Raw genomic sequence first — 23,042 nt, 5'->3', positions numbered from 1 at the left:
TTTTTTTCAGAAAGAGACGGGTCTGGCTGCCGATGCAGGCAGTTCAAAGGGTGCCGGGTCGATAAAGCGCCGCACGACATTGCCCGTCATGCGGGAGACGGAATTGTCGTAATCCGCATGGGACAGGCTGCCGCTCCATGCGATCGAACCGGTGGAAAAGACGGCGCCGCCTTCGGCTGTCTCGAAAAATACGATTTCGGCACGGACAAGGTCGGACTGCGCCGCCCCCTGCCCCGCGTAATTGATCAGCAGCGCACAGGTCGAGGGAAGATAGGTGTTGGTATGCCCTTCCGACCGCGCCAGTACCAGCGTGTTCAGCGGCGTGCCCTTCGCGCTGTTGGCACGGTCCAGTTCTATGCCTGCGGCCCCCCCGCCAATCAGCCCGAAATCCCCGATGATGTCGCCCTCTATTCCGTCAAATATGAAGGTCACGCGCGGGTTGTAGCTGTCCGCCTGCCGGCGGAAATAGGTGCATTTGTCAAAACCCTGTCCGATAAAGCCGGATCCCAGCGTTTCGTGCGGCGGACGGCCGATGCGTTCCCACAGGCCACCATATTCACCGCCAAAGGCATGGCAGCTTTCACCCGGGTCGGTAATCCAGCCATTGCCGACCTCGCAACGGCGCAGTTCCATCACGCCGGGCATGGTGGGGTGATAGACCACGCGCCAGTACAGCGCGTTGCCCCCCAGCGACACCAGTCGCCCGCCATCCGCACGGTGCGCCGCCAGCGCATCAAGCATCCGGGTCGAGACATATTCAGGGTGGCTGGCCAGCATGACGCACCGATAGGGGGAAAGTGCCTTTATCCCTTCGCGGTCCAGGTCCTCGTCGGTAATGATGTCGTAGTCAAAACCTTCGTGTTCCAGCCAGTCGATGATATGCGTGTCGGCGTTCATCTGCCACAGGCCCGACCCGGTTCCCCCAAGCCATGACTGATATTTGGGGCGCATGTTCAGCACCGGGCGCAGGCGCGAGGATATCATGATGCCCGACCCGTCGCTGTGCCGGTCATACAGCGATGCGCCGAATTCGCGCCGTTCCGCCAGAAATACGTCCGACGCGCCAAATACGGGCACGTGGTCGTGCACCCGCTCCGCCAGCGCGGCATCAATGGCAAGATGTTCGTTGGCGTATGCCAGGTAACTTGCGGTCGGCAGGACAAAAACCAGCGGTGCATGCCCTGTGCCCGCTGTGCGACGGATGACAAAGGGGATATGGTCCTCGTCTGTCGCACTGCGCAGGCGGGCGGCATAAAGCCCGCTTTTCAGACCTGCGGGAACCTGCCACGAAAAATCCGTGGCCCATCCCGCGTCAATAATATCGTCTTCATGGAAATGAATGGCACCATACTGTTCCGGCGCATCCTGCCATGCGCGTATGCTGCCGTTCCAGTTGTGGCCGGTCATGGCGCGTCCGGGCATCTGCCAGGTATGACCATGCAGGTGGAATGGCCCCTGATCGCATATGTCCTGTCCGTCGATCCCGATGGAAAAGTCCCACTGCCCGATCACTGCGCCCGCGTGGTCCAGCAGGCAGGGCGCTTCGAGCTTGCCATTATAGAACCCACCGAAAATGGTTTCGCCTTCGGCGGTGGCGCGGGCCGCGATGATGATGCGCGCGGCGGATGTCCATGCCGGTTCAACGGCGCAGGCAACCGTGACGTCCGCGCTGTCGGCAATGCCGGCGCAGCTTTCCAGCGCCGCCTGCGACAGGGTCAGTTCGCCCTTTGCGGCGTCAAATGCGACGCGGAGCCTGTACCATTCATGGCGGCGCATGGGCACGCCCGCGGCACAGGTCACGCGTGCCTGACTGCCCTGCACCGTGACGTAAGCGCCTGCTTCCCCCTTTATGCCAATTTCCATTCCGCCGCCCGACATACGATCGCGCAGGCTGAACATGACCTGTCCGGTCCCGTCCTGCCCGCTGCTGTCCGGCAGGGTCGGACGCGCCAGCAGCGTGACACTCCAGCCATCGGCCAGGCGGTCCAGCGGCACCGCCGCGTCAACCACGATGCACGAACCCGCGTGAATCTTCTGTGGCCGGCCCTGGATATGCCATGCGGTGCCGGGCACTTCTTCCTCGCGGTAGCCGGAACCAGCAGGGTTCAGGTCACCATTTACAATCCGCACGATCGTGGCGTCATACGCTTCGGCCGTTTCGCTGCTGACACGGAACGCAATTTCGTCTCCTGCCGTCACGCTGATCTGGTCGGCATAGCCAAGCAGGGTTTTCATCGGCTTTCTCCCGCCGTGTTCGTGGGCGTTTCGCGCAGGGGGGCGTCGAATTCGGGGGGCAGGCGCGTGCCGGTTTCCGCCTCCCACCGTCGGCGGAAAACATCCCATTCCGCTTCTTCAAGGTCGTCATATTCCACGTCGGGCACGACCTCCGGTGGTACGCCGCGTATGCCCGACAGGCGGCCCAGCGCCCATTTCCTGTGGGGTTCCAGGCAGATGATGCAGTATTTCCCGCCCATTGTTCCCGCGCGCAGGATATTCAGCATCGCTTCCAGCGCGGGGCTGTGCAAACCAATGGGGCAGGCCCGGAATTCACGCACCGGGTCAAGGTCGGCCGGATCGATCCGGGGGGCGTTGGCTCTCATGCGCCGGTTTCCATTGCAAAACTGTCCAGAGGCGCCAGTTTTGAAATGACGCCGTAAGACAGGCAGAACTTTTCAAATGCTTCGTACCGTGCCGTGTCCAGATGACCGGGGGATTCGGGTATCCACCCGATTGTCATGGCCCACGCCTTTTCAAGGATCGGGGTATCCTGTTCAGGGTGCCGGGCGACAAAGGCACGACGCATGTCATCGGGATGCGCGACCAGTGCTTCGCGTCCCTGTGCAATGGCTGCAACGAAGCGTGCCATGCGGGGATCATTGCGCAGGTCCTGTCGCGTCAGGACGATCAGTTCGTCATACATCGGCACGCCATGGTCTTCGGGTGCGAAAATGACGGGGGCCACGCCTGATGTCTGTTCGATCTCCAGCACCTCGGCATTGCGGTAGGCCCCGATGGCCGCGTCAATCCGGTTGGTCAGCAATGCCGTCACCATCTGGTAATTGACCTTGGTGACCGTCACGTCGGAAATCGACAGCCCGACGGAATGCAGCATTGCCGCCAGCAGGCTTTCTTCCACCCCGCTGACCGAAATGCCGACACGCCTGCCCTTCAGGTCAGCCAGATTGCGGATGGAGCCGTTTCCCATTGCCGCGATGACATTGATCGGCCGGTCAATCAGCGTGCCAAAACGCAGGAGCCGCAGCCCGCGATCCACCAGCAGGTTGATCTGTGTGCCGTAACCCAGCGCCACGTCCGCCTGACCCGCCATGACCAGCCGGGATGGGGAATCGGGGTCGGAGGGGGAAATCAGTTCGACATCCAGCCCTGCGCGCGTGAATGCCCCGCATTCCTGCGCGGCAAACAGGACCGCGTGATTGACATTGAGCAGCCAGTCCAGAATGACCGTAAATTTCTCGCCTCCCGCGGCGCGCGCGGGGGCCAGTGGCGTTCCCAGCGCGCCCATGGCCAGCGCACCACCCATAAAGCCGCGCCGGGACAGCGGGATCATTCCCCTGCCTGCCGGGCGGGCCGCCTGCGGCGCTGCCACTGTGGTCCGCTGTACGGCGCCGTTCCCTGATTGCTGTTTCATGTGCTGCCTTTTCTGTTCATCCGGACATGTCGCCAAAAAAGAACATTCACCAAAATGTATACATAGGCATTTCGGGTTCGCAACAAGAAAACCGACGCGTGGCGTCCTGATTAAGAATTATTTGTAAAATAAAGAAAACAACAGAACATGACGGATTAATTTTTTCGAATCAGCATCGAATCATGTTGCGTTATCGTTTCGACGTTGGCAATTTGTATACATGACCGATAACGATGCCCCTCTCCGCCCGTCCACGCACCAGCCGGTCGACCTGCCGGGACTGCGCATTTCCGGACTGGGTCTGCAATACGGCACACGTGCCATCTTTACCGATCTGGACCTGACTGTTCAGGGCGGTGAATTCGTTGTCCTGCTGGGTACGAGCGGCGTGGGCAAAAGCAGCCTGCTCAAGATCGTCGCCGGCCTGACGCGCGCCAGCGCGGGTACGGTCACGGCGACGGACGGGCTGCCCCTGGCCGGGCGCATTGCCTATATGGGCCAGCAGGACCTGCTTTACCCCTGGCTGACCGTGATCGAGAACGTCATGCTGGGCGCACGCCTGCGTGGCGAGCGGCAGGAACCCGATCGTGCGCGGCACCTGCTGGAACGTGTCTCGCTGCAGGATCGGGCAAAGGCGCTGCCTTCCGAACTGTCCGGCGGCATGCGTCAGCGCGTCGCCATCGCGCGCACGCTGTATGAAAGCCATCCCTTTGTCCTGATGGATGAACCTTTTTCCGCACTGGATACCTTCACGCGCGCGCAGGTGCAGGACCTGACCGCCGAACTGCTGCAGGACCATACCGTCCTGCTCATCACCCACGACCCGCTTGAAGCCTGTCGCATCGGGCACCGGCTGGTGGTTCTGACCGGCCACCCCGCGCGACTGGGCCCCCCGATAGAAGTGCCGGGACCGACACCCCGCGCACCGGATGATGAGGCGCTGCTCCACATACAGGGGCACCTCATGCGTATTCTCATGGAAGGACATGGCGCATGATCCCGACACTGGTCCGGCCCGTTGTCACGTTTGTCGTGCTGATCGGCGCATGGTGGGCTGTGACACGTCTGGGCAGCATTCCGTTCTACCTGCTGCCGCAGCCGCCCGCCGTGCTGCATGCATTGTGGCAGCAGCGCATGCTGCTGGCGTCAGCCACATTCACCACATTTTCCGAAATGGCGCTCGGGCTGGCCATCGGCACGCTTCTGGGTAGCCTGTGTGCGCTGGCAATGGCCTTTTCCCCGCGCCTGCAGCGCTGGATCATGCCGCTGCTGCTGCTGAGCCAGGCCATCCCGGCCTTTGCCATGGCGCCGCTTCTGGTGCTGTGGTTCGGGTTCGGCATGATGTCGAAGGTGGTCATGGCCACCATTGTCATTTTCTTTCCCGTCGCCGCCGCATTTTCCGATGGGTTGCGCCATACCGATCCCGGCTGGCTGGACCTGGCCCATACAATGGGGGCGAAACAGGGTGCCATCCTGCGCCATGTGCGGCTGCCCGCAGCCATGCCGGCCTTCGGGTCCGGGCTGCGTGTCGCCACGGCCATCGCGCCCATCGGTGCGATCGTGGGTGAATGGGTGGGCGCGTCCGCAGGGCTGGGCTATGTCATGCTGAACGCCAATGCCCGCATACAGACCGATGTCATGTTTGCTGCCCTGTTCGTGCTGGCGGTCATGACGGTCCTGATCTGGACGGTGGTGGATCGGGTCCTGCGCCGCATCCTGTACTGGGCGCCCGGCATTGGCGGGGCAGCCCGATGAACGCCCCGGCACAGGGCGCGGCCCAGCAGTGGGTCCAGGCGCATGACAGGGTGGACGACATCAACTTTTCATGGCGCATCCGCCGTGGCACGGGCGGGGCTCCCCCACTGGTACTGGTTCATGGCATCGGTCCGGGCACGACGGGGCAGATTAATTTTGCCCCCCTGCTGGCCCGGTTGCCTGCCGGCCATGACGTGCATGTTATCGACCTGATCGGTTTTGGCGGCGCCGTGCCGCCCGGCAGGACATGTACCTTCGATGTGCCGCTGTGGATCGAACAGGTTGACCGGGTGCTGGACCATGCCGGGCCGGATGCCCACCTGATTGGCAATTCGGTCGGCGGCGCGCTGTCGCTGCGCGTGGCGGCACGGCGTCCTTCCCTGCGTGGGGTCATGGTTATCGGCGCCCCGGCGGGGCAGCGGCAGGCAACACCTGCGCTGCGTGATTTCTGGTCCGCCCCAGCCGATCGTGCGGCGCTGGCGGCGGCCATGCGCCCGATGACAGCCGATTGCGCCCCCCCGCCATCCATGGTGGTGGAGGCCCGCTGGCAGGCCGCAGGCGACAGCGCGCGCCGCGCCGCCTTTGCCGCCATGCTGGCCGATCCCGATGCCTGCCTGCAGGCGGCCTCCCTTCCGGCAAGGGAGGCATCCACCATACGCATGCCCGTCCGTATCCTGCACGGCCTGCAGGACCGGGCATGTCCGCCTGGCCCCATGGCCCGACTGGTGCTGGACCATATGCCCCATGCCGATCTGACCCTTCTGGGCGACTGCGGTCATGCCATCATGTCCGAACGGGCAGCGGATGTGGACGCAGCGCTTTCCCTTCTGCTTCTAGCCACCGGATATTCCGCATGAGAACCATTCTGAAATGCGGGCGTGTCTTTACCGGCACGGAGTCCACCTACCGCCATGATCACGCACTGGTGATTGAAGATGGCCGTATTGTGGGCCTTTATCCCGCAGCCTCCCTGCCTGCTCCCGGTCCTGATGACGTGGTGGTTGATTACAGCCGCCACCTGGTCATGCCGGGACTGAGCGATCTGCACACCCACCTGTCGTACGGCAATGCCCGTTCGGAAGAGGAAGTGGATCTTTACCCCAATCTGGAATACCGTGCCATCCGTGCCCTGGCGGCGGCCCAGCGCATGCTGGCCGCAGGCTTTACCAGCCTGCTGGACCCCGCCTGCGCGGGTCTGGTCACGCCATCGCTGCGCAATGCCCTGTATGTCGGGATGTTCCAGGGGCCGCGCATTACCGCAGCCGGGCAGGCCCTGACGGCCCGCCAGGGGCTTTATGACTATTATCCATCATGGATCGGCTGCCCGCCATGTTCGACCGGCCGGCTGGTCACATCCCTTCCCGAGGCGATCGAGGCCATCCGTCAGCAGACAAAGGATGGCGTCGATATCATCAAGATCGCGATGGACGGGATACAGGGCGGCAATTCGGGTGGCCTGTATGCAACCTTCACGCAGGATGAAACGACGGCCATGATCCGGGAGGCCCACCGCCTTGGCCGCCGGGTCGCCATACATGCCCGCGGGCGCGAAGGCGTGCTGTATGCCGCGCGCGCCGGGGCGGACATCCTCTATCATGCTTCCCGCATTGATGACGAAGGCGTGCGCGCCGCTGCGGGGGAAGGCTGCACGATCTGCCCTTCCCTGCTCATGCTGGTCAACAACATCCAGTATGCCCAGCCCGATGACCCGTCCTATGACTGGTGGCCCAACGTGCAGCGTCAGGAACTGGCGGAAGCGACCGATAACCTGCGCCGCGCGTATGACGCAGGCGTTCCGATCCTGAGTGGATCCGAAACCGGCTTCTCCATGACGCCCTATGGCGAATGGGCAACCCGGGAACTGTCGATCCTTGTCAGCTTCCTTGGCATGCCGGCCGACGAGGTGCTGCGTACGGCAACGCACCGCAACCGCTGCCTGCTGCGTGGTGGCCAGGAGTTTGACAGCATAGCACCGGGAAAACTGGCTGACCTGCTTGTGTTTGACGGTGACCCGCTGGCCGATATCACGCAGCTTGAAGACAGGAAACGCATGACGGATGTCTGGCTTGGCGGTGCGCGTGTCGTGCTGCCTGACATGCCGATGGAGATACCACGTCACCCCTGTGAAAACGCGCAGGGATACTGGACGCGGACATACACCCGCGCGTCCACCGGCCATACGCCAATGCAGTTGCCATAGTGCCCTTTCCACATTCCGGACCGACCCATACGGAGTATCCTTCATGACCGCACCCGCCGGGGCTGATGCCCTGTCACGCTATACTTTCCCCGCGGCTGACTGTAGTCGCATACCATACGGCATGTACCGCGATCCTGACGTATTCGAACTGGAACAGGAACGTATCTTTCGTGGCCCGATATGGAATTACCTTGCGCTGGAAGCGGAGATTCCCAATCCGGGTGATTACCGCCTGATTGAGGTGGGCGATACGCCGGTCATCGTCAACCGTGCGCGCGATGGCAGCCTGCATGCCCTTGTCAACCGGTGCAGCCACCGCGGGGCGGAAGTGCAGCGCAACCTGCATGGCAATACCAAGGTGCACACCTGCTGCTACCACCAGTGGTCCTTTGACCTGACAGGCAAGCTGATCGGCGTGCCGTTCCAGAAGGGGATCAAGGGGGTGGGCGGACTGCCCGCCGATTTTGACAAGGCCTGCCACAACCTGCAACGCCTGCGGGTGGAAACGATGAACGGCGCCATTTTCGGCACCTTCTGCGAGGAGACACCGCCACTGGAGGAGTATCTGGGCCCGGTGTTCACCCATCAGGTCAAGCGGCTGTTCCATAAGCCCGTCAAGGTCCTGGGCTACCAGCGCCAGAGGATTTTCGGCAACTGGAAGCTTTATACGGACAACCTGCGCGACCCCAACCATGGCGGTCTGCTGCATATGTTCCAGATCACCTTCGGCATCGCGCGCCTGAGCGGTACCGGCGGCGCGCGAGTGGACGCCGATGGCAAGCATAACCTGTCCTGGGCCGCACAGGGGGGACGCACGGATCAGGACGGCGCCAGCGATGGCGGCTATGCCGGGACCGACCGTGGGGACATGAACATCAAGCTGAAGGATCCCTCCCTTCTGCGTTACTACAAGGAATTTCCCGACAATCTGACGCTGGCGGTGACATCGCTGTTTGCCAATGCGGCGTTGCAGCAGATCGGCAATACGTTGGCCGTACGCCAGTTGCGCCCGCGTTCAGCCGATGAGTTTGAAATCGTCTCGACCTTTTTCGGCTACGAAGATGATGATGAGGCCATGACGCGTCACCGCCTGCGCAAGGCGAATCTGGCGGGGCCTGCGGGTCTGGTCTCGATGGAGGATGGCGAAGCGGTTGAACTGGTGCACCGTGCCATCGTGCGGGACATGGACAAGCATTCCATTGTCGAATTCGGTGGCCGTGGCCCGGTAACGGATCAGGAAAACCTGATCAGTGACGTGCCGATGCGCGGGTTCTGGATCTATTACTGCAAGCTTATGGGTATCAGGGCGGGAGAGACGGCATAATGAACGCCATATGTGGCATCTCACCCGAGATGCATCTGGAAGTCACGATGTTGTTCGAGGAATACGGCCGTCTTCTGGACGCGGACAGGCTGGAAGACTGGACAACCCTGTTCCTGCCCGACTGCCTCTATGAAATCATCAGCCGGGAAAACGTGGAACAGAACCTGCCACTATCGCTCATGCTGTGTGACAGCCGCGACATGCTTGACGACCGCGTCTATTCCCTGCGTGAAGCGAACGTCTTCAACATTCATTACGACTGCCATATCATCGGCCCGGTGCGCGTCACGGCGCAGGACGGTATGTGGACCGCCACGGCCGCGTATTCCCTGTTCCAGTCCATTCAGGCAGGTGAGACGCGGCTGTTCAGCGTCGGGCGCTACCATGCCGAACTGAAGCGTGTCGACGGCGTGCTGCGGATCGCAAAAATGCGGGTTCTGGTTGATACCGGTGCGATCCTGACCCTGCTGGCCACGCCGATATGATGCCGCGCGCCCTCTGCCCCCCCGGCCTGTCCGCGCCGGTGGGGCCATATTCGCATGCCGTGCTGGCGGGGGAACAGATCCATGTATCCGGCCTGCTTGCACTGGCCGAGGATGGCAGCCTGGTGGGTGCGAATGATGCCGAGGCACAGGCCCGGCATATTTTCGCCCTTCTGTCGCGCATTCTGGAAGGTGTCGGGTCTGACCTGCGCCATGTGGTGAAACTCACCTTTTTCCTGACGGACCTGCAGGACCGTTTCGCGCTGAATCAGGTGCGGTCCGAAATCTTTGGCGAATGGCGTCCCGCCAGCACGCTGGTGCAGGTTGCCGGACTGATTGGTGATGGCACCCTGATGGAAATCGAAGCCATCGCAACCCTAGCTGAAAGCCCAGTTTCATGACCACTCCCTCCATCTGCTATCCGCTGACTGTTGGCAACGGCTTTACCCGTATTATCGAGGCCGGGACCGGTCCCGCCGTCCTGTTCATCCATGGTCTGGGCGCGCGCGCCGACCGCTGGCGTACGACCGTTGAACGCATTGGCGCGCTGGGTTTTCGCGCAATTGCGTGCGACCTGCCCGGACACGGGTTTGCCAGCAAGGAAGAAACGGCGCCCTCGACCGTTCCCGCCATTGCCGATTTCATCCTGCAGGTCATGGATACGCTGGATATCCAGTCCGCCCCGCTGGTCGGGACATCGCTTGGGGCGCATATCGCGGCCTATGCGGCATGTACTGCCCCCGGGCGCGTGCCGGGACTTGTTCTGGTCGGCGCACTGGGTGTCGTGCCGATCAGCCAGGACGTGGCCGAGACCATCAGCCGGAATGTTCGGGTGCAGGATAAAAACCTGTTTGGAAACAAGCTGAAATTTGTCCTGTACGATACGTCGGGCATTACCCCGGCCATGATCGAGGAAGAATGGCGGATCAATACATTCCCTGGTGCCGGGGCTGCGTTCGGTCGACTGGGGGATTATCTGGTTAACGGCATTTCTGCCGACTATGTGGCGGAGCGGCTGTCCGCGCTCTATCCGCCAGAGAAAATGCTGCTGGTATGGGGCAGGCAGGACAAGGCTGTCCCGCCCGAGGTCGGTGAAGCGTGCCGTACCGCGCTGGGGAACCCGGAGCTGGTGTTTATCGATAAGTCAAACCACGTGCCTTACCTGGAACAGCCCGAAGCATTCGATGCGGTTGTCGTGCCCCTTCTGCAGCGCCTTGTAGTCAGCGCGGCGTAAGGTGTTACAGGCAGGGAAGCGACCTTCCCTGCCTGCCATGATTACGGAAGCAGTACGACACGACCGGGTAGTTCGCCGTCCTGCACTTCGGACAATGCGGTTTCGAATTCTTCAAGACTGTGACGACGTGCCACGGGCGACTGGATGACCCCGCGCGCCAGCAGGTCGATGGCTTCATACAGATCCTCAAGCGATGAACCGACTGACCCGCGCACGGTAATTTCACGCACGATCAGCTCAACGGGATGAACATGGAAGTCCTCGGCGGTATACCCGATCATGACCATCCGCCCGCGTCGACGCAGCATGGTGATGGCGGCCTTCATCGTGGCACTGGTGCCGACCAGTTCGAAAACGACGTCCGCCCCCTCGCCCGTGATTTCCGCCACACGGGCCGCGACATCGGGCACCTCCGCTGCGTCGATCGTGTATTCCGCGCCAAGTTGCCGGGCCAGCGCCATCCGTTCGGCCCCCATGCCCACCGCAATGACCCGGCCGCCGGCATAACGTGCATATTGCACCACGGCCATGCCAACGCCGCCCGCGCCATTGATCACCACCCATTCCCCAGGGCAGATTTCAGCCATCTTGCCCGCATGTACCGCAGTGGAACCGGCACAGCCCATGGGGGCGGCTTCCGCCATGTCCACATTGTCCGGCAGCGGCACGCAGTTGCGCAGCGGTACCACGATATTTTCGGCGTATCCCCCGTCGCTGGAAAAGCCGGGCTGCGCCTTGGGCGTGGGGCACAGATATTCCTCGCCACTGCGGCAGTACCGGCACAGGCCGCAGCCGATATAGTAATAGATCACCACGCGCTTGCCCTGCCATTGCGCGGGTACGTTGTCGCCACAGGATTCGATGGTGCCGGAGATTTCGTGGCCTACGGTGAAATCCCTTTTTCCCAGGTCAAGCAGCCCGTCACGCAGGTGCAGGTCGGTCCGGCAGACGCCGCATGCGGCAACGCGCACGCGCACCTGATCCGGGCCGGGGGACGGCACGGATACCGCGCGCAGGGCAAACGGGCGCCTGGGTTCCATAAAGCGGACAACGCGCATGGTATCGGTTTCAGACATGGACAATTCTCCCATTTTCTAAATGATCATGAACAAGGATAAATCAACATATGTATACATACCTTAATCATTTCATGTCGGCAACGTATATATTGTATTACAGGTATTTTTAAATGTAATATTACATATTATGTTACGTAATATCTATTAATTACCATAATCTATTCTTTGTTTCGTGCGGGGCGGTCTGGGACTGAACGTACCTGTCTGCCCATGCCATTACGTCACGCGCGGCATGCTGCCCGGATCAGGTCGTGGCGTTCCGTCGCGACAGCCCGATCGGGCTGCCGCGTTACTGAAACCTGATGGGAATCAGGGAAAAATGATGGCCGGTTGCTTTAATAAGAGATCAGTGAAACATCCTGAAAATTCCACGGATGTTTCTGTCGAGGTTTTCTGGACAGATGTCGGGACATATCGCCTTTTTTGCCAAAAAGACGACATCCGGAAACGGTCATGATTTCTGTACGGCCGTCCGACGGTACGGGCCGGTCAGTTCTGCCCGGAATCCCGGATTGGCTGTTCCTCAAACGGGGTATCGAGATGCAGGATGGTCGCCTGCGCGGGGCTTTGCGCAATGACCTTTCCCGCCCGGATTACATACAGGCGGGTGGGACGCAGGCGCAGTGCCTCGATCGGGGAAGATGCCTGCAGCACCACCATATCCGCCCGCTTGCCCACCGCCAGGCCGTATCCGTCAAGTTCCATGATACGTGCTGCATTCTCCGTCACGGCGCGGTAGCAGTCCAGCAGTTCTTCCTCACCGGTCATATGTCCGACATGCGCGCCCATTGAGGCCACTTCCAGCATGTCATGGCTGCCAAGGCGGTACCACGGGTCCATGACGCAGTCATGACCGAAACCGACCGGCACGGCCGCCTGCACCAGTTCGCGAATCCGTGCAAGGCCCCGCCGCTTGGGATAGGTATCATAGCGCCCCTGCAACGTGATGTTGATCAGCGGATTCGCGATAACGCCCATTCCGGAGTCCGCCAGCATCCCGATTAGCTTGCCAGCATAGGCATTGTCGATCGAATGCATCGATGCAAGATGGGACCCGGCTACCCTGCCCTGCAGGCCGTAGCGGATCGTGCAGGCCGCCATGGTTTCGGCATGACGGGAAGATGCGTCATCTGTCTCATCGCAATGCATGTCGACACTCAGCCCCCGATCCGCCGCAATGCGGAACAGGGCTTCAATCGACTGCGTGCCTTCGTTGGTGGTCCGTTCGAAATGCGGTATGCCCCCGACCAGATTCACCCCCATGTCCAGCGCGTGCTCCAGACGTGCCGCCGCCCCCGGCATGCGGAAAAATCCATCCTGCGGGAACGCGACCAGCTGGATGTCGATCCACGGCTTCATGTCTTTCTGCAGTGCCAGCAGCGCGCGCACGGCGCGCGGCTCCTCCGGGCTGGTATCGACATGGCTGCGAATGGCCAGGTTTCCCTTGGCAATCGCCATTTCACACAGGCGTTTTGCCCGGTTATAGATGTCTTCCTCGGTCAGGGTCGGTTTCAGTTCCTTCCAGATTGCAATGCCTTCCGCCAGCGTACCGCTGGTGTTGTGCCGTATGACCCCGGCCGTAAGCGTGGAATCCAGATGGAAGTGCGAATCCACGAACGGGGGGGAAACAAGGTGGCCGCCCACGTCTATCTTCCGCCCGGCCTCACCGGTGAACCGGGGCGCGATGTCGGCAATCAGCCCATTGCGGATTGCGATATCGGCGCGCGTGCCGTCGGGTAGCGTTGCATTGGTAAGAACGAGATCCATCATGCCTGGGTCACCTTGATGCCGGTCAGGCGGTACTTTCGCGCCTGCTGGCGTAGAAGAAGATACTGGCCGGTCGCGGCCATTGCAAAACCAACGAAATAGCCAATGTCAGCCCCCTGCAGCAGGCGGGCGACAGGGCTGATATATAGCGGCGTGGATGAGAACAGGATGATCGTGGCCACCGTCACGGCAACAAACAGGATGGCGGACGGACTCCAGCCCGGCGGGGTCACCATGCGGCGCGCTTTCAGGGCAGGAGGTCGGGCGTACCAGTCCGTCAGGACGATCCCGCACCATGGGGCAATCCAGTACAGCGCCATCAGCAGGGCGTTTTCATACAGGGTCGTAAAACGCCCTTCCCCCATGACGGCCAGCACATAGGCCAGTCCAGCCGTCAGCACGGCGCTGAGCGGACGGGGCAGCCGTGACCCGGCGGAGATCAGGGCATAAGCGGCCGTATTGTCATTGGCCGCGTTGATGGCGATGGATGACAGCGCGATGGCCGCAAGGGCAACGGGTGCCAGCGGCCCCATCCAGGACTGCAGGGCAAGAATGACGGATTCCGGCGAAGGGCTGCTGATCATGGCGCCCGTCAGCAGCCCGAACAGTTCCATGAGCATGGCGGAACTGAATATGCCGCCAAAAGTCAGCGCAAACACCTTGCCCCGCCCGGTCCGGCGCGAAACATAGCGCGTGTAATCCGATGCATAGGCCGTCCAGGCCAGCGTGAAACTGCTGACCGCGCCCAGTGCCAGCAGGATATGCGCACCGTCCGGTGCGGGACGGGCGGCGACCATCGGTGTGCCATCGGGTCGATGCGTGACGGCCATCCACCCGCTAAATGCAAAGGCCGCCAGAAGAATCCACCCAAGATATTTCTCAATGGTCTGCACGGTGTCGTGCCCGGCGGCACTGGCCAGAAGCTGCGCCAACGCCAGAATCGCCATCGCAAGCCAGAATGGCAGGGTCATGCCCCATGTCTGCACCAGCAGGATGAGTGCTATGGCAGACGGGACGTTATTGACGGCATCCCAGCCAATGCAGTTCACCCAGTTGATCAGGGCGGGAAGGCGTTTGCCCCTGCTGCCGAAGGAAAACCGCGATGCTTCCATCTGCGGCAATCCGGTATCCGGCCCCATGACCGCGCAGGCGGCGACCGGCAGGGCCCCCAGCACGTTGCCGATCAGCAGGACCACAAAGGCGGACCAGCCGCCCAGCCCCAGGCTGACCACCAGCACGCCAATGACCCATGCCGCCGGCGCGAGGTTGGGGGAGAAATGACTCCAGAATATCCGGTCGGCAGACATGGTCTGCAATTCTGGCGGCACGGGGCGTTCGACGGTTTCCGGACCGGCACCTTCTATCTTTGCCACGGGTTTCGATTCGCTTGTGTCATGATCATCGTTTCACCACCGTATGAATGGAAGCCGCGCATGGCAATTGGACGGGTACGCAGGGCACCGTGACACGTCGCCCGTCGATATGGCCCGCGCCATGCGCATCGGTCAGCCCGCCGTGTTGCGCCGTGACGCGCGCGCGGCCTGCCAGTTGGCTTCGCGTATGCGTGCGGCTTCCTCATCATAAAGGAAGGTCAGGCATGCAAAACGTTCCCCCTGTGTAATGGGCTCGACCTTGTGCATGAGGCCGCAGGAGAATACGAGTGCGCCGCCAGCCGGGGGCGCCAGGCCACGCGGACTGAATTCAGGAAATGTGACCTGCCCGCCGGCAAAGGCGTCATTGAGGTTGATGGACACCGCGAAACGCCGGTGGGCGGCGGCTGTGAGGGTATCATCACGGTGGGGACCAAACCGCCCGCGTTCACGGGCCGCGTAACAGGCAATGATCAGGCGTTCCAGCCGTGTTGCGTTGAACTGGAAAACCTTGCGTATTTCGGGAACGATTCGCCGTGTGATGCGTAACTGCACCTGATTGACCAGGTGCGCGTCCTCAATGGGGCAGTCACGGCGGCGCTTGAACATGGAATCCAGCACGGGCACCGAACGGCCGGGCGTATTTTCCATGAATATGCCCGATGGTCGCGCACCTTTTTCCTTATAATGACGTATCAGCCGGTCACAGAATTCGGGTTCGAATACATCAGACAGGATCAGCGCGGGAACAGGTCCGGATGTCTCACGCATCATCATGGATGGAATGGCGGCGAGGATGGGCAGGATCTCATCAATGACATGCGGGCCGTGGGGGAAGACCGCGCGAACTCGCAGCATGGGATCAACCAGCAGCCAGAACGGGCGCGTATCGGCGGCAAAGCCGTACAGGGTGCTGACCTTGCAGTCCGTATCCCAGAAAAACCTTATGGCAGGGTTGGATGACAGCGCCTGCAGTCGCTCCCTGTCCTGCGGGTCGTTCGTAACGCCGAAGAAAAGAGTATGGATGCCGTCAATGCGCGAACCGTGGGCGGCCAGCCGTTCAAGGCTGGCGGTGACATCCGATTCCAGACTGGAGTGAAAGAAGAAAAGGGCGCTGTAACGTCCGGCGGCCTTGTCGAAATGATAGTCGCCATGTGCGTCGGACCCCTGCTGCACAAACCATGGGGCGGGGTCCCCTACCAGGATGGATGGGTTTACGGACATGGCACTTGCTCTACTTTTCTGTCGGGTTCGTATCGCATGATGCATTTAGCATGGATCCCGGGGCGCAAACAGACCGCGCCCGGGCCGTGTTGTATACAAAACATGTTGTATAAATGCATCATACCCAAAAATGTCGTACGGATGGTCAACTTTTACCTTAGGCAAACCGAACCTGACTGATATGTTACGAAATCATAATCAAGTGGCCGTTATCAGCGAAGGGTAAAACCATTGATCAGCTGGCGTATTACAAAAATTCTGGCGGCCAGTACCGCCCTGTCCACGGTCGGAATAGCGGAGAGCGCAACCTCCAGCGCCCAGACGGCAACCGTGGCCTCGCATGCGCGCGCAACTGGTCGTGCGCATGCGTCAACGCCTGCCGCGAAAGCAAACCCGGCCACTGACGCGACACCCGTCAACGGCGTTCAGGCTGCGCCTGCTGCGGAACATATCCGTGTCACCAGCAGCGGCGTCAGCGCCGACGGCGTGACCGGCCGGGCGATGGGCGGCGGCCTGATGCACCGTGAGACCGAGGCCAAGTCCCAGACCACGGTCAGCCGTGATTTCATTTCGAAGCTGGCGCCCGCCACATCCGCGGCACAGATGCTGCAGTTTGCACCGGGTGCCAATATCGCATCGTCCGATCCGTTCGGGCTGTCCGATGCCACATCGATCAATGTCCGTGGCATGCAGCAGTCTGAAATCGGGTACCTGTATGAAGGCGCGCCGATCGCGGACGTTGACACCTATACCCCGTATACAACGGAATGGGGCGATACCGAAAACTATCAGGAAGTGCAGCTGTCGCAGGGGCAGTCGGACATCAATGCGCCGCTGGCAAACGCCACGGCCGGCACGATGAACGTGAAGACAATCAACCCCTCCCACCATTATGGTGGCCTGGTTGATTATTCATATGGATCGCATCGCACGAACCGTGAATTCATCCGCCTGGAAACAGGTGACATCGGCAATACCGGCCTGCGTGGCTATATTTCCTATTCCAACGCGACATGGGATGTGTGGCGTGGTTACGGGTCGGGCCAGCGCCGTCATATCGATTCCAAATTCGTCAAGGAATGGGGTGACGGAAACTCGGTCAGTTTTGTCGAGGCATATAACGAAAACAACACGCCCGGCTATACCAACCCCAGCATGGCAGATTGGCAACAGGGGGGCATCAAGGGCCTGAGCGAGTATACAGGTGACAAATCCGACCCATCTTCCTACTGGAAAAGCTCGGAAGGTGGATGGAGCAACCTGATCCTTGTCATGCCCATGCATTTCAAGCTGTCGGATCGCTGGAAGCTGCATGTATCGCCGTACTTCTATTATGGTGCGGGTGGCGGCGGCTATGGTTCGTCCTTCCCCGGGACGGCATCCACCTTCTATACCGGGTCGGAAACCGTGTCGCAGGCCTATCCCGGGCAGTCCATCGCCCTTCCCTATCCGGGCCAGACGTCTGACGGCTATTTCAATGGACAGGCTTATTATACGGAAATCGAATTCCACCCCGGCATCAATGCATCGGTGGATTTCAAGGCCGATCGCCACAACAAGCTGACCCTTGGCTGGTGGTATGATTATAACGATGACTATGAAAGCGAGACCTATTCCCAGTACGGAACGGACGGATCGCCCAACAGCGTGTGGGGCAGCGGCAAGCTGCGCACATCGGGCGGGAACATCCTGTATGGGGTGAACTACCACCTGATCACGCAGACAAACGGCATCTACTTCGGTGATTCGGCATCGTATCTTCATGACAGGCTGAAACTGAGTGCCGGTTTCCGTGAAGTCATTGTCAACCGTGGCGGCACCAACAACCTGCCCGGCGCGGGATCAAGCTCCGACTTCCCCTATCGCGTCGGCATGAATACCGCTGTTCCGGAACCGCGCGTATCGGCCAGCTACAAGATCAACCAGCATGATCAGGTCTATATTTCCGGCACGACAAACTTCAAGATGCCGTCGGCGTCCACCTACTTCACGGGGTTCTATAACAACCCGTGGGATGGCACGGGTTATCCGGGCGGGTATAACACCAAGAACGAATACGCCATTACGGAAGAACTGGGCTTCCGCCACTACGGGTCTCTGCTGAATTTTGCCGTATCGCTGTATAATATCAATATCACGAACCGTAACCTCAACTCGGTGATCAATATGGGTAGCGGTTCGAATACCGTTGCCTACCAGACCACCCTGAACGGTGGCGGCAATACGCTGCGCGGCGCGGACATGGAATTCAGCACGCGCCCATGGCATCACTTCTCGCCTTACGTTTCAGCATCCTACCTGCATGCGTCAGAAGATAATGATGTGACGGCGGTAACCGAAAACGGCGCCATATCGACAATTCATACGAAGGGTAAAACATCGGTTCTGGCCCCCGAATGGATGGTCAACGCGGCACTGAACTATGATGATGGCCATATCTTCGGCAGCCTGCGTTACCACTGGACTGGAAAACAGTGGGCCGACGAAATGAATACCGAGGCCTTGCCCGCCCATGGCCAGCTTGACCTGACCCTTGGGTATCGTCTGAAAAACGTCTGGTATCTCAAGCATCCCCAGATCCAGCTGAACATCTACAACCTTGGTGACTTCCATTATCTGTCAGGCGTGGAAGCCGTAACTACCAACGCCTATCAGACGACGGCCGCCAATGGTCAGACAGTCGCGCAGAACTCGCCAGCCTATTACGTCGCCAGTACATTTGCCGCGATGGTAACGGTCTCGACAGGTTTCTGAAGCCAGTGGACGGAAAGCCTGAACGGGATCAGGCTTTCCTTTCGACAAAAGAATATGGTTGGCGCGTTTGATATTTATGTGCCTGGATCAGGAAGATGTGGTTTCCAGGCACAGGACATGCAGAAACGACAACAGGAAATGGGCAGTCGTTTACATTTTTGACTTCACCAGATTCACAGGTAGCCTCTTCCCGACCCTCTGCCTGTGACATGTCCTGAAAACCATATGGAAAGTTTTTGGTGAAGCTGTTTTCAGAAAGCTTCAGACAGGCTGCTTTTTCAAAAAGCAGTATCCATGAAATATGAATATTGTATTCTGAATTAATCTTTTACTTATTTCCGTGGTGCGGTCGCCCGCTTGGGCCCGCCGGGGTTGCCGGGGCGTGATTCCATATCGAGCCAACGCAGGATCGTGCGTGTATACTTGTTGGCGGAATCTGCCGCGCCGCGCGTGCTGTGGGCAACCGCCGCGCAAAGTGCTTCCATCATCGCCAGAACGCTTGCATCCGAATTGGCGGCAAACTGACGCTCTGCCGTGACATACAGGACAAGATCGGTCAGGGCCGCCAGTGGTGAAGCCGGGCTGTCGGTAATCGCCATGACACGCGCGCCCTGTGCCCGGGCATCCCGTGCCACCGTGATCGTGTCAGCCATATAACGCGGGAAGGCCACCGCAATGACCAGGTCCTTGCTGCCATATCGGCGCACCCTGCGTGCGGCGCTGACCCCACCGCCTGTAATGCCAACGGAATCAATATTGTCACGGTAGATATCAAGGCCGTTGGACAGCATGGCTGCAAGATGACTGCCATTTTCCATGCCAACCACATAAATGCGCCGTGCCGTGAGGATGGCCTGGACGGCATTGCTGCAGCCCTCTGCGGATAGTCCGCGCATTGTTGCCTCAATATTGCGCACGTCCTCCTGCAGGGAGGCGGCCATGACTTCCAGCGCGTTCGACCGTCCGTCCAGGTTCCTGATCAGGCGGTCAACCGGCACGAAAGCGGATTCAAAACTGCGGATCAGTTCCGCCCGGAATGCCGCATAGCCGGAAAATCCCAGCGCACGCGCCAGCCGGTTGGCGGTTGCGGTCGAAACACCGACATGGGCTGCAATGTCATGAATGCTCAGCCGTGCGGCGTTGATGGGCTCATCCACCACGAAATCGGCAAGATCCCTGAGCGCCTGCGTAAGATCCGGATAGACGCGGGCAATCCGTTCCGCCATGGGGCTGTGTGGTGGCAGGGATGTGGGTGGCTGCATTCGGCAGTATCCTGACTTGGCCTGATCATCATTTCATCCGGCCCCATCCCCTTTCGCAGCGGATGGGACATGGCAGGCAGGGCGGACGCATAAGGACGGTGAATACGCGCCTGGGGGATGTTTTCTGCAGCGCATTGTGCGTCGTGGCAACTCTCCCTCCTTACAAAACCCGGTTTTCGCGTTGCAGTCGCTTTTTTTCGTTTTCCGCGCGACGTGCAGGACCGTAGGAAAACAGGCTTAACCGGCAAAGCGTGGTTCGACCATGCCTGTCACGCCAAGGCCGTGCACGGCAAACAGGGCGCCCCGCAGGGGGTGATCGGCCACCGTGGCGGGTTGCAGGCCATGCGCCATGGATGTGACGAACAGGATGTCCAGTCCGGCCCCGCCAAAGGCAACGCTGGTCACACGTCTCACCGGTATCTGGATGACCCGGTCAATGTTGCCGTCGGGCCGGTAGCGCACGATCTGTCCCGCACCACAATGCGCGCTCCAGACACAGCCTTCGGCATCGACGCAGGCGCCATCAAGCCTGCCTGTTCCGTCATGCGGCAGGGAGGCGAAGGGCCGCCCGCGCGACAGGGTGCCTTCGGTCGTGTCGTAATCGTAAACCATCATTTCGTTTGAATGACTGTCGGAGAAATAGAAACGGCGTCCATCCGGGCTCCAGCATGGTCCATTACTGACACCAATCCTACCGCGCAGCCGGTGTAATGACAGGTCGGCATCAAGGCGGTACAGTTCGGCAAAACGGTTTTCCGCCGCATCGACAACCATGGAGCCGAAGATAAACCGGCCCTGCCGGTCAACCTTGCCGTCATTCAGCGTCAGGTGCGCCCGATCATGTCCGGGGTCCACCACACGGGTCAGGGCGCCGGTGTGGAAATCCAGCATGAAGATCCCCGTGCGCAATGCGACAACCGCTCCGCCCCCATGGCGTAACGCCATTGAACCGATGCTGGCGGGAAAATCCCATGCCCGGATTTCATGTCCATCGGCCGTCGCGCGGAACAGGCGCCTGCCCAGGCTGTCCACCCAGAAGATGCGCTGTGTCCCGGCATCCCATAACGGATTTTCGCCCAGCGTTGTTTTCAGGTCAGCCACAACCGCGATGTGCATCACGTCCCCCCTTACCTATTGCCAGCGCCGGGTTACGGCCCGTTCGGCATGCAGGGCCACAAAGAAACAGCAGACCGACAGCACCATTGCCACAAGACTGCACCCGAAGGCGCGTTCGGACCGGAATTCGGCCGTTGTAATGCGGAACAGCGCGCCCAGCCCCCCTGTCTGCATGAGGTATTCGGCAGTCAGGCTTGCCAGGATCGCGGTCGGTGCGGCAATGCGCAGGGCTGTCATACAGGATGGCACGGATGCTGGCAGCCGAAGCAGCAGCAGCCGCATCCGTGCGCTGGCCCCGAACACGCTGAAGACATCCAGGCTGCCCGCCGGGACCGACCGTAACCCCGCGTGCATATATACGAAGGCTGGCAGAAAACAGATGATGGCCACGATAACGACCAGCGTTGTCATGTGGTAACCGAACAGGCGCGACAGAACGGGAATGATCGCGACAACCGGGATGGAGGACAGCATCATTGCAAGCGGCGTCAGCAGATATTCCATTACCGCGGAAAACTGGCACAGCAGCGCCAGCATGCCCCCCATCGCCAGTCCCGCCGTAAGGCCCGGAACGGCGACCAGCAGCGTCCTTGCTGCGGCGCGGCCATAAACCAGCGGGTTGGATGCTATATCCATGATGACGGCCATGGGGTGCGGCATGACGATCTGGTTGACCCCGCTGGCCTGCACCCCGACCTGCCAGGCCAGCAGTAGCAGGCAGGGGCCCCACCAGCACGCAAGGAAACGTTTCATCGGTAATGCCGCCCCACGATACGCTCGACATAGCCAAGCAGGACAAAAATGACGAGCGACAGCCCGCAGCACAGGATGACCGTGCTCCACAGCAGGGCGATCTGGAAGTTTTCCATTGCGCTGAGGATCAGCAGCCCAAGACCATGGGCGGAGCCGAACCATTCGCCCAGTATGGTACCCAGAAAAGCCACCGGCACCGCCTGCCGCAATCCGGTCACCAGTGCCGGCAGGGCGGACGGGACATCAAGCAGCCACAGCCTGCGCAGGGGGGATGCGCCGAATATCTGGAACAGATCCCTATGCGTTGGCGCGGCCGACTCAATTGCAGTACAGCCGGCGATGTAGGAGACGAAAAAGACCCCGATTGCGGCGATGGCCGTCCCGGCCCACGCAGGGGACAGCACGGCCATGAACAGCGGCCCCAGTGCGATCATGGGTATCGCATGGATAACGCTTGCCAGCCGGTCCAGCCCGGCCCGACAAAAAGGCAGGAGATGCCCGAGCAGCGCAGTTGCAAGCCCCCCAGCCTGCCCGATGCCATATCCCCATGCCGCTGTTGAAAGCGTTGCCAGACTTGCACGGATATAAAGATGCCGCCGGTATGGCACCGTAAGGCTGGCGATGACACTGCTCAGTGGCGGGAAGGTCGGGCCAAGCAGCTTTGTGCTCCCGATGACCTGCCACAGGACCAGAACAATGGCGAACCCCACGGTCGCAGTGATGGCTGCACGGAAGCGGGTGACGTATTTCATGCTGTCGCACCGTGGCGATGTATCGGGGCGTGCCCGTGTCGGGATCGCAGGATCGTGTGGCCTGTGCCATCACCCCTGTGTTGTGTTGCCGTGCTACGCTTCCGTGAATACCGGACGGGCATGTCGCACCCTCCCCCTCAGGATATGAACAGTCGGCGGGAAAACGTGGCAATGCATGGCGTGGCCTGCATTGGAATCGTAACTTTACAGAAACGATGATAGCGGCCTGCCCCCGTCATGTCAGTAATATAATTTACACGTTGACGGTTATTTCGAAAATAAAGTAACATTTTTTCATCAGGCAAAAATTGCGTGACAGGT

General features: G+C 60.5%; 20 protein-coding genes. 9 read left to right on the top strand and 11 right to left on the bottom strand.

The features are described from left to right. Positions 1-6 precede the first annotated feature (6 nt). Genes HNO79_RS11365 through HNO79_RS11355 form a run of 3 tightly spaced genes read right to left on the bottom strand, consistent with a single transcriptional unit; the run spans position 7 to position 3,649 of the window. Entirely contained in the window at positions 7-2,235 is a 2,229-nt protein-coding gene (locus HNO79_RS11365; protein WP_214165263.1) for a N,N-dimethylformamidase beta subunit family domain-containing protein, read from the bottom strand. After that, positions 2,232-2,600 (bottom strand): hypothetical protein, encoded by a 369-nt coding sequence (locus tag HNO79_RS11360; RefSeq protein ID WP_214165264.1) that lies wholly within the window; start codon positions 2,598-2,600, stop codon positions 2,232-2,234. Before HNO79_RS11360 ends, HNO79_RS11365 begins: the two co-directional genes overlap by 4 nt. Further along, positions 2,597-3,649 (bottom strand): ABC transporter substrate-binding protein, encoded by a 1,053-nt coding sequence (locus HNO79_RS11355; protein ID WP_214165265.1) that lies wholly within the window; start codon positions 3,647-3,649, stop codon positions 2,597-2,599. The genes HNO79_RS11360 and HNO79_RS11355 overlap by 4 nt, the downstream gene beginning before the upstream one ends. 220 nt (positions 3,650-3,869) lie before the next feature. On the opposite strand from HNO79_RS11355, the gene HNO79_RS11350 reads away from it, so the two are divergent. Genes HNO79_RS11350 through HNO79_RS11315 form a run of 8 tightly spaced genes read left to right on the top strand, consistent with a single transcriptional unit; the run spans position 3,870 to position 10,644 of the window. Beyond that, positions 3,870-4,646 carry an ABC transporter ATP-binding protein gene (locus tag HNO79_RS11350; RefSeq protein ID WP_214165266.1) on the top strand — a complete coding sequence of 259 codons (777 nt, stop codon included), beginning with the start codon at positions 3,870-3,872 and terminating at the stop codon, positions 4,644-4,646. Beyond that, a complete protein-coding gene (locus tag HNO79_RS11345) occupies positions 4,643-5,404 on the top strand; it encodes an ABC transporter permease (RefSeq protein ID WP_214165267.1) in 762 nt (253 codons plus the stop codon). Before HNO79_RS11350 ends, HNO79_RS11345 begins: the two co-directional genes overlap by 4 nt. After that, the gene (locus HNO79_RS11340; protein ID WP_048856595.1) at positions 5,401-6,261 is read left to right on the top strand and encodes an alpha/beta fold hydrolase; all 861 of its coding nucleotides are present in this window, start codon (positions 5,401-5,403) and stop codon (positions 6,259-6,261) included. Before HNO79_RS11345 ends, HNO79_RS11340 begins: the two co-directional genes overlap by 4 nt. After that, positions 6,258-7,604 carry a metal-dependent hydrolase family protein gene (locus tag HNO79_RS11335; RefSeq protein ID WP_048856596.1) on the top strand — a complete coding sequence of 449 codons (1,347 nt, stop codon included), beginning with the start codon at positions 6,258-6,260 and terminating at the stop codon, positions 7,602-7,604. Before HNO79_RS11340 ends, HNO79_RS11335 begins: the two co-directional genes overlap by 4 nt. Positions 7,605-7,647: 43 nt before the next feature. Further along, the gene (locus HNO79_RS11330; protein ID WP_029329598.1) at positions 7,648-8,928 is read left to right on the top strand and encodes a Rieske 2Fe-2S domain-containing protein; all 1,281 of its coding nucleotides are present in this window, start codon (positions 7,648-7,650) and stop codon (positions 8,926-8,928) included. Continuing rightward, on the top strand, positions 8,928-9,413 hold the full coding sequence (locus HNO79_RS11325; RefSeq protein WP_010515319.1) for an aromatic-ring-hydroxylating dioxygenase subunit beta: 486 nt from the start codon (positions 8,928-8,930) through the stop codon (positions 9,411-9,413). The genes HNO79_RS11330 and HNO79_RS11325 overlap by 1 nt, the downstream gene beginning before the upstream one ends. After that, positions 9,410-9,811, top strand: a complete 402-nt coding sequence (locus HNO79_RS11320; RefSeq protein WP_200409078.1) for a RidA family protein — start codon at positions 9,410-9,412, stop codon at positions 9,809-9,811. Before HNO79_RS11325 ends, HNO79_RS11320 begins: the two co-directional genes overlap by 4 nt. Then, positions 9,808-10,644 (top strand): alpha/beta fold hydrolase, encoded by an 837-nt coding sequence (locus HNO79_RS11315; protein ID WP_214165268.1) that lies wholly within the window; start codon positions 9,808-9,810, stop codon positions 10,642-10,644. The genes HNO79_RS11320 and HNO79_RS11315 overlap by 4 nt, the downstream gene beginning before the upstream one ends. A 41-nt stretch (positions 10,645-10,685) precedes the next feature. Here HNO79_RS11315 and HNO79_RS11310 read toward each other — a convergent pair whose 3' ends face one another. The 4 genes from HNO79_RS11310 to HNO79_RS11295 form a co-directional block, all read right to left on the bottom strand. Then, positions 10,686-11,720 (bottom strand): alcohol dehydrogenase catalytic domain-containing protein, encoded by a 1,035-nt coding sequence (locus HNO79_RS11310; RefSeq protein ID WP_214165269.1) that lies wholly within the window; start codon positions 11,718-11,720, stop codon positions 10,686-10,688. A gap of 492 nt (positions 11,721-12,212) precedes the next feature. Further along, positions 12,213-13,493 (bottom strand): cytosine deaminase, encoded by a 1,281-nt coding sequence (locus HNO79_RS11305; RefSeq protein ID WP_214165270.1) that lies wholly within the window; start codon positions 13,491-13,493, stop codon positions 12,213-12,215. Continuing rightward, positions 13,490-14,863 (bottom strand): purine-cytosine permease family protein, encoded by a 1,374-nt coding sequence (locus tag HNO79_RS11300; RefSeq protein WP_214165271.1) that lies wholly within the window; start codon positions 14,861-14,863, stop codon positions 13,490-13,492. Before HNO79_RS11300 ends, HNO79_RS11305 begins: the two co-directional genes overlap by 4 nt. Positions 14,864-14,995: 132 nt before the next feature. Further along, the gene (locus tag HNO79_RS11295) at positions 14,996-16,084 is read right to left on the bottom strand and encodes a 2OG-Fe(II) oxygenase (RefSeq protein WP_214165272.1); all 1,089 of its coding nucleotides are present in this window, start codon (positions 16,082-16,084) and stop codon (positions 14,996-14,998) included. A gap of 231 nt (positions 16,085-16,315) precedes the next feature. Between HNO79_RS11295 and HNO79_RS11290 the strand changes: the two genes are divergently transcribed. Beyond that, complete coding sequence (locus HNO79_RS11290; protein ID WP_048856600.1) at positions 16,316-18,838, top strand: TonB-dependent receptor; 2,523 nt, start codon at positions 16,316-16,318, stop codon at positions 18,836-18,838. Positions 18,839-19,170: 332 nt separating this feature from the next. Here the strand turns inward: HNO79_RS11290 and HNO79_RS11285 are convergent, their stop codons facing one another. From HNO79_RS11285 to HNO79_RS11270, 4 genes are all read right to left on the bottom strand, one after another. Continuing rightward, the gene (locus HNO79_RS11285; protein WP_010515330.1) at positions 19,171-20,100 is read right to left on the bottom strand and encodes a MurR/RpiR family transcriptional regulator; all 930 of its coding nucleotides are present in this window, start codon (positions 20,098-20,100) and stop codon (positions 19,171-19,173) included. Between the two features lie 237 nt (positions 20,101-20,337). Further along, a complete protein-coding gene (locus HNO79_RS11280; protein WP_214165302.1) occupies positions 20,338-21,216 on the bottom strand; it encodes an SMP-30/gluconolactonase/LRE family protein in 879 nt (292 codons plus the stop codon). Between the two features lie 15 nt (positions 21,217-21,231). Continuing rightward, positions 21,232-21,969, bottom strand: coding sequence for an ABC transporter permease (locus tag HNO79_RS11275; RefSeq protein WP_214165273.1), 738 nt, complete (start codon positions 21,967-21,969; stop codon positions 21,232-21,234). Further along, on the bottom strand, positions 21,966-22,721 hold the full coding sequence (locus HNO79_RS11270; protein WP_214165274.1) for an ABC transporter permease: 756 nt from the start codon (positions 22,719-22,721) through the stop codon (positions 21,966-21,968). Before HNO79_RS11270 ends, HNO79_RS11275 begins: the two co-directional genes overlap by 4 nt. Positions 22,722-23,042 lie beyond the last annotated feature (321 nt).

Source organism: Komagataeibacter oboediens, from assembly GCF_018491655.1.
Taxonomy (GTDB): Bacteria; Pseudomonadota; Alphaproteobacteria; order Acetobacterales; family Acetobacteraceae; genus Komagataeibacter; species Komagataeibacter oboediens.
This window is presented reverse-complemented; position numbering and strand designations above follow the sequence as displayed.

Bases quoted from the DNA above. Each gene is read 5' to 3' on its own strand.
- HNO79_RS11340 (WP_048856595.1), top strand. From the start codon at position 5,401: ATGAACGCCCCGGCACAGGGCGCGGCCCAGCAGTGGGTCCAGGCGCAT.
- HNO79_RS11310 (WP_214165269.1), bottom strand. From the start codon at position 11,720: ATGTCTGAAACCGATACCATGCGCGTTGTCCGCTTTATGGAACCCAGG.
- HNO79_RS11280 (WP_214165302.1), bottom strand. From the start codon at position 21,216: ATGCACATCGCGGTTGTGGCTGACCTGAAAACAACGCTGGGCGAAAAT.
- HNO79_RS11360 (WP_214165264.1), bottom strand. From the start codon at position 2,600: ATGAGAGCCAACGCCCCCCGGATCGATCCGGCCGACCTTGACCCGGTG.
- HNO79_RS11335 (WP_048856596.1), top strand. From the start codon at position 6,258: ATGAGAACCATTCTGAAATGCGGGCGTGTCTTTACCGGCACGGAGTCC.
- HNO79_RS11365 (WP_214165263.1), bottom strand. From the start codon at position 2,235: ATGAAAACCCTGCTTGGCTATGCCGACCAGATCAGCGTGACGGCAGGA.
- HNO79_RS11295 (WP_214165272.1), bottom strand. From the start codon at position 16,084: ATGTCCGTAAACCCATCCATCCTGGTAGGGGACCCCGCCCCATGGTTT.
- HNO79_RS11345 (WP_214165267.1), top strand. From the start codon at position 4,643: ATGATCCCGACACTGGTCCGGCCCGTTGTCACGTTTGTCGTGCTGATC.
- HNO79_RS11330 (WP_029329598.1), top strand. From the start codon at position 7,648: ATGACCGCACCCGCCGGGGCTGATGCCCTGTCACGCTATACTTTCCCC.
- HNO79_RS11270 (WP_214165274.1), bottom strand. From the start codon at position 22,721: ATGAAATACGTCACCCGCTTCCGTGCAGCCATCACTGCGACCGTGGGG.
- HNO79_RS11275 (WP_214165273.1), bottom strand. From the start codon at position 21,969: ATGAAACGTTTCCTTGCGTGCTGGTGGGGCCCCTGCCTGCTACTGCTG.
- HNO79_RS11325 (WP_010515319.1), top strand. From the start codon at position 8,928: ATGAACGCCATATGTGGCATCTCACCCGAGATGCATCTGGAAGTCACG.
- HNO79_RS11315 (WP_214165268.1), top strand. From the start codon at position 9,808: ATGACCACTCCCTCCATCTGCTATCCGCTGACTGTTGGCAACGGCTTT.
- HNO79_RS11355 (WP_214165265.1), bottom strand. From the start codon at position 3,649: ATGAAACAGCAATCAGGGAACGGCGCCGTACAGCGGACCACAGTGGCA.
- HNO79_RS11320 (WP_200409078.1), top strand. From the start codon at position 9,410: ATGATGCCGCGCGCCCTCTGCCCCCCCGGCCTGTCCGCGCCGGTGGGG.
- HNO79_RS11305 (WP_214165270.1), bottom strand. From the start codon at position 13,493: ATGATGGATCTCGTTCTTACCAATGCAACGCTACCCGACGGCACGCGC.
- HNO79_RS11350 (WP_214165266.1), top strand. From the start codon at position 3,870: ATGACCGATAACGATGCCCCTCTCCGCCCGTCCACGCACCAGCCGGTC.
- HNO79_RS11285 (WP_010515330.1), bottom strand. From the start codon at position 20,100: ATGCAGCCACCCACATCCCTGCCACCACACAGCCCCATGGCGGAACGG.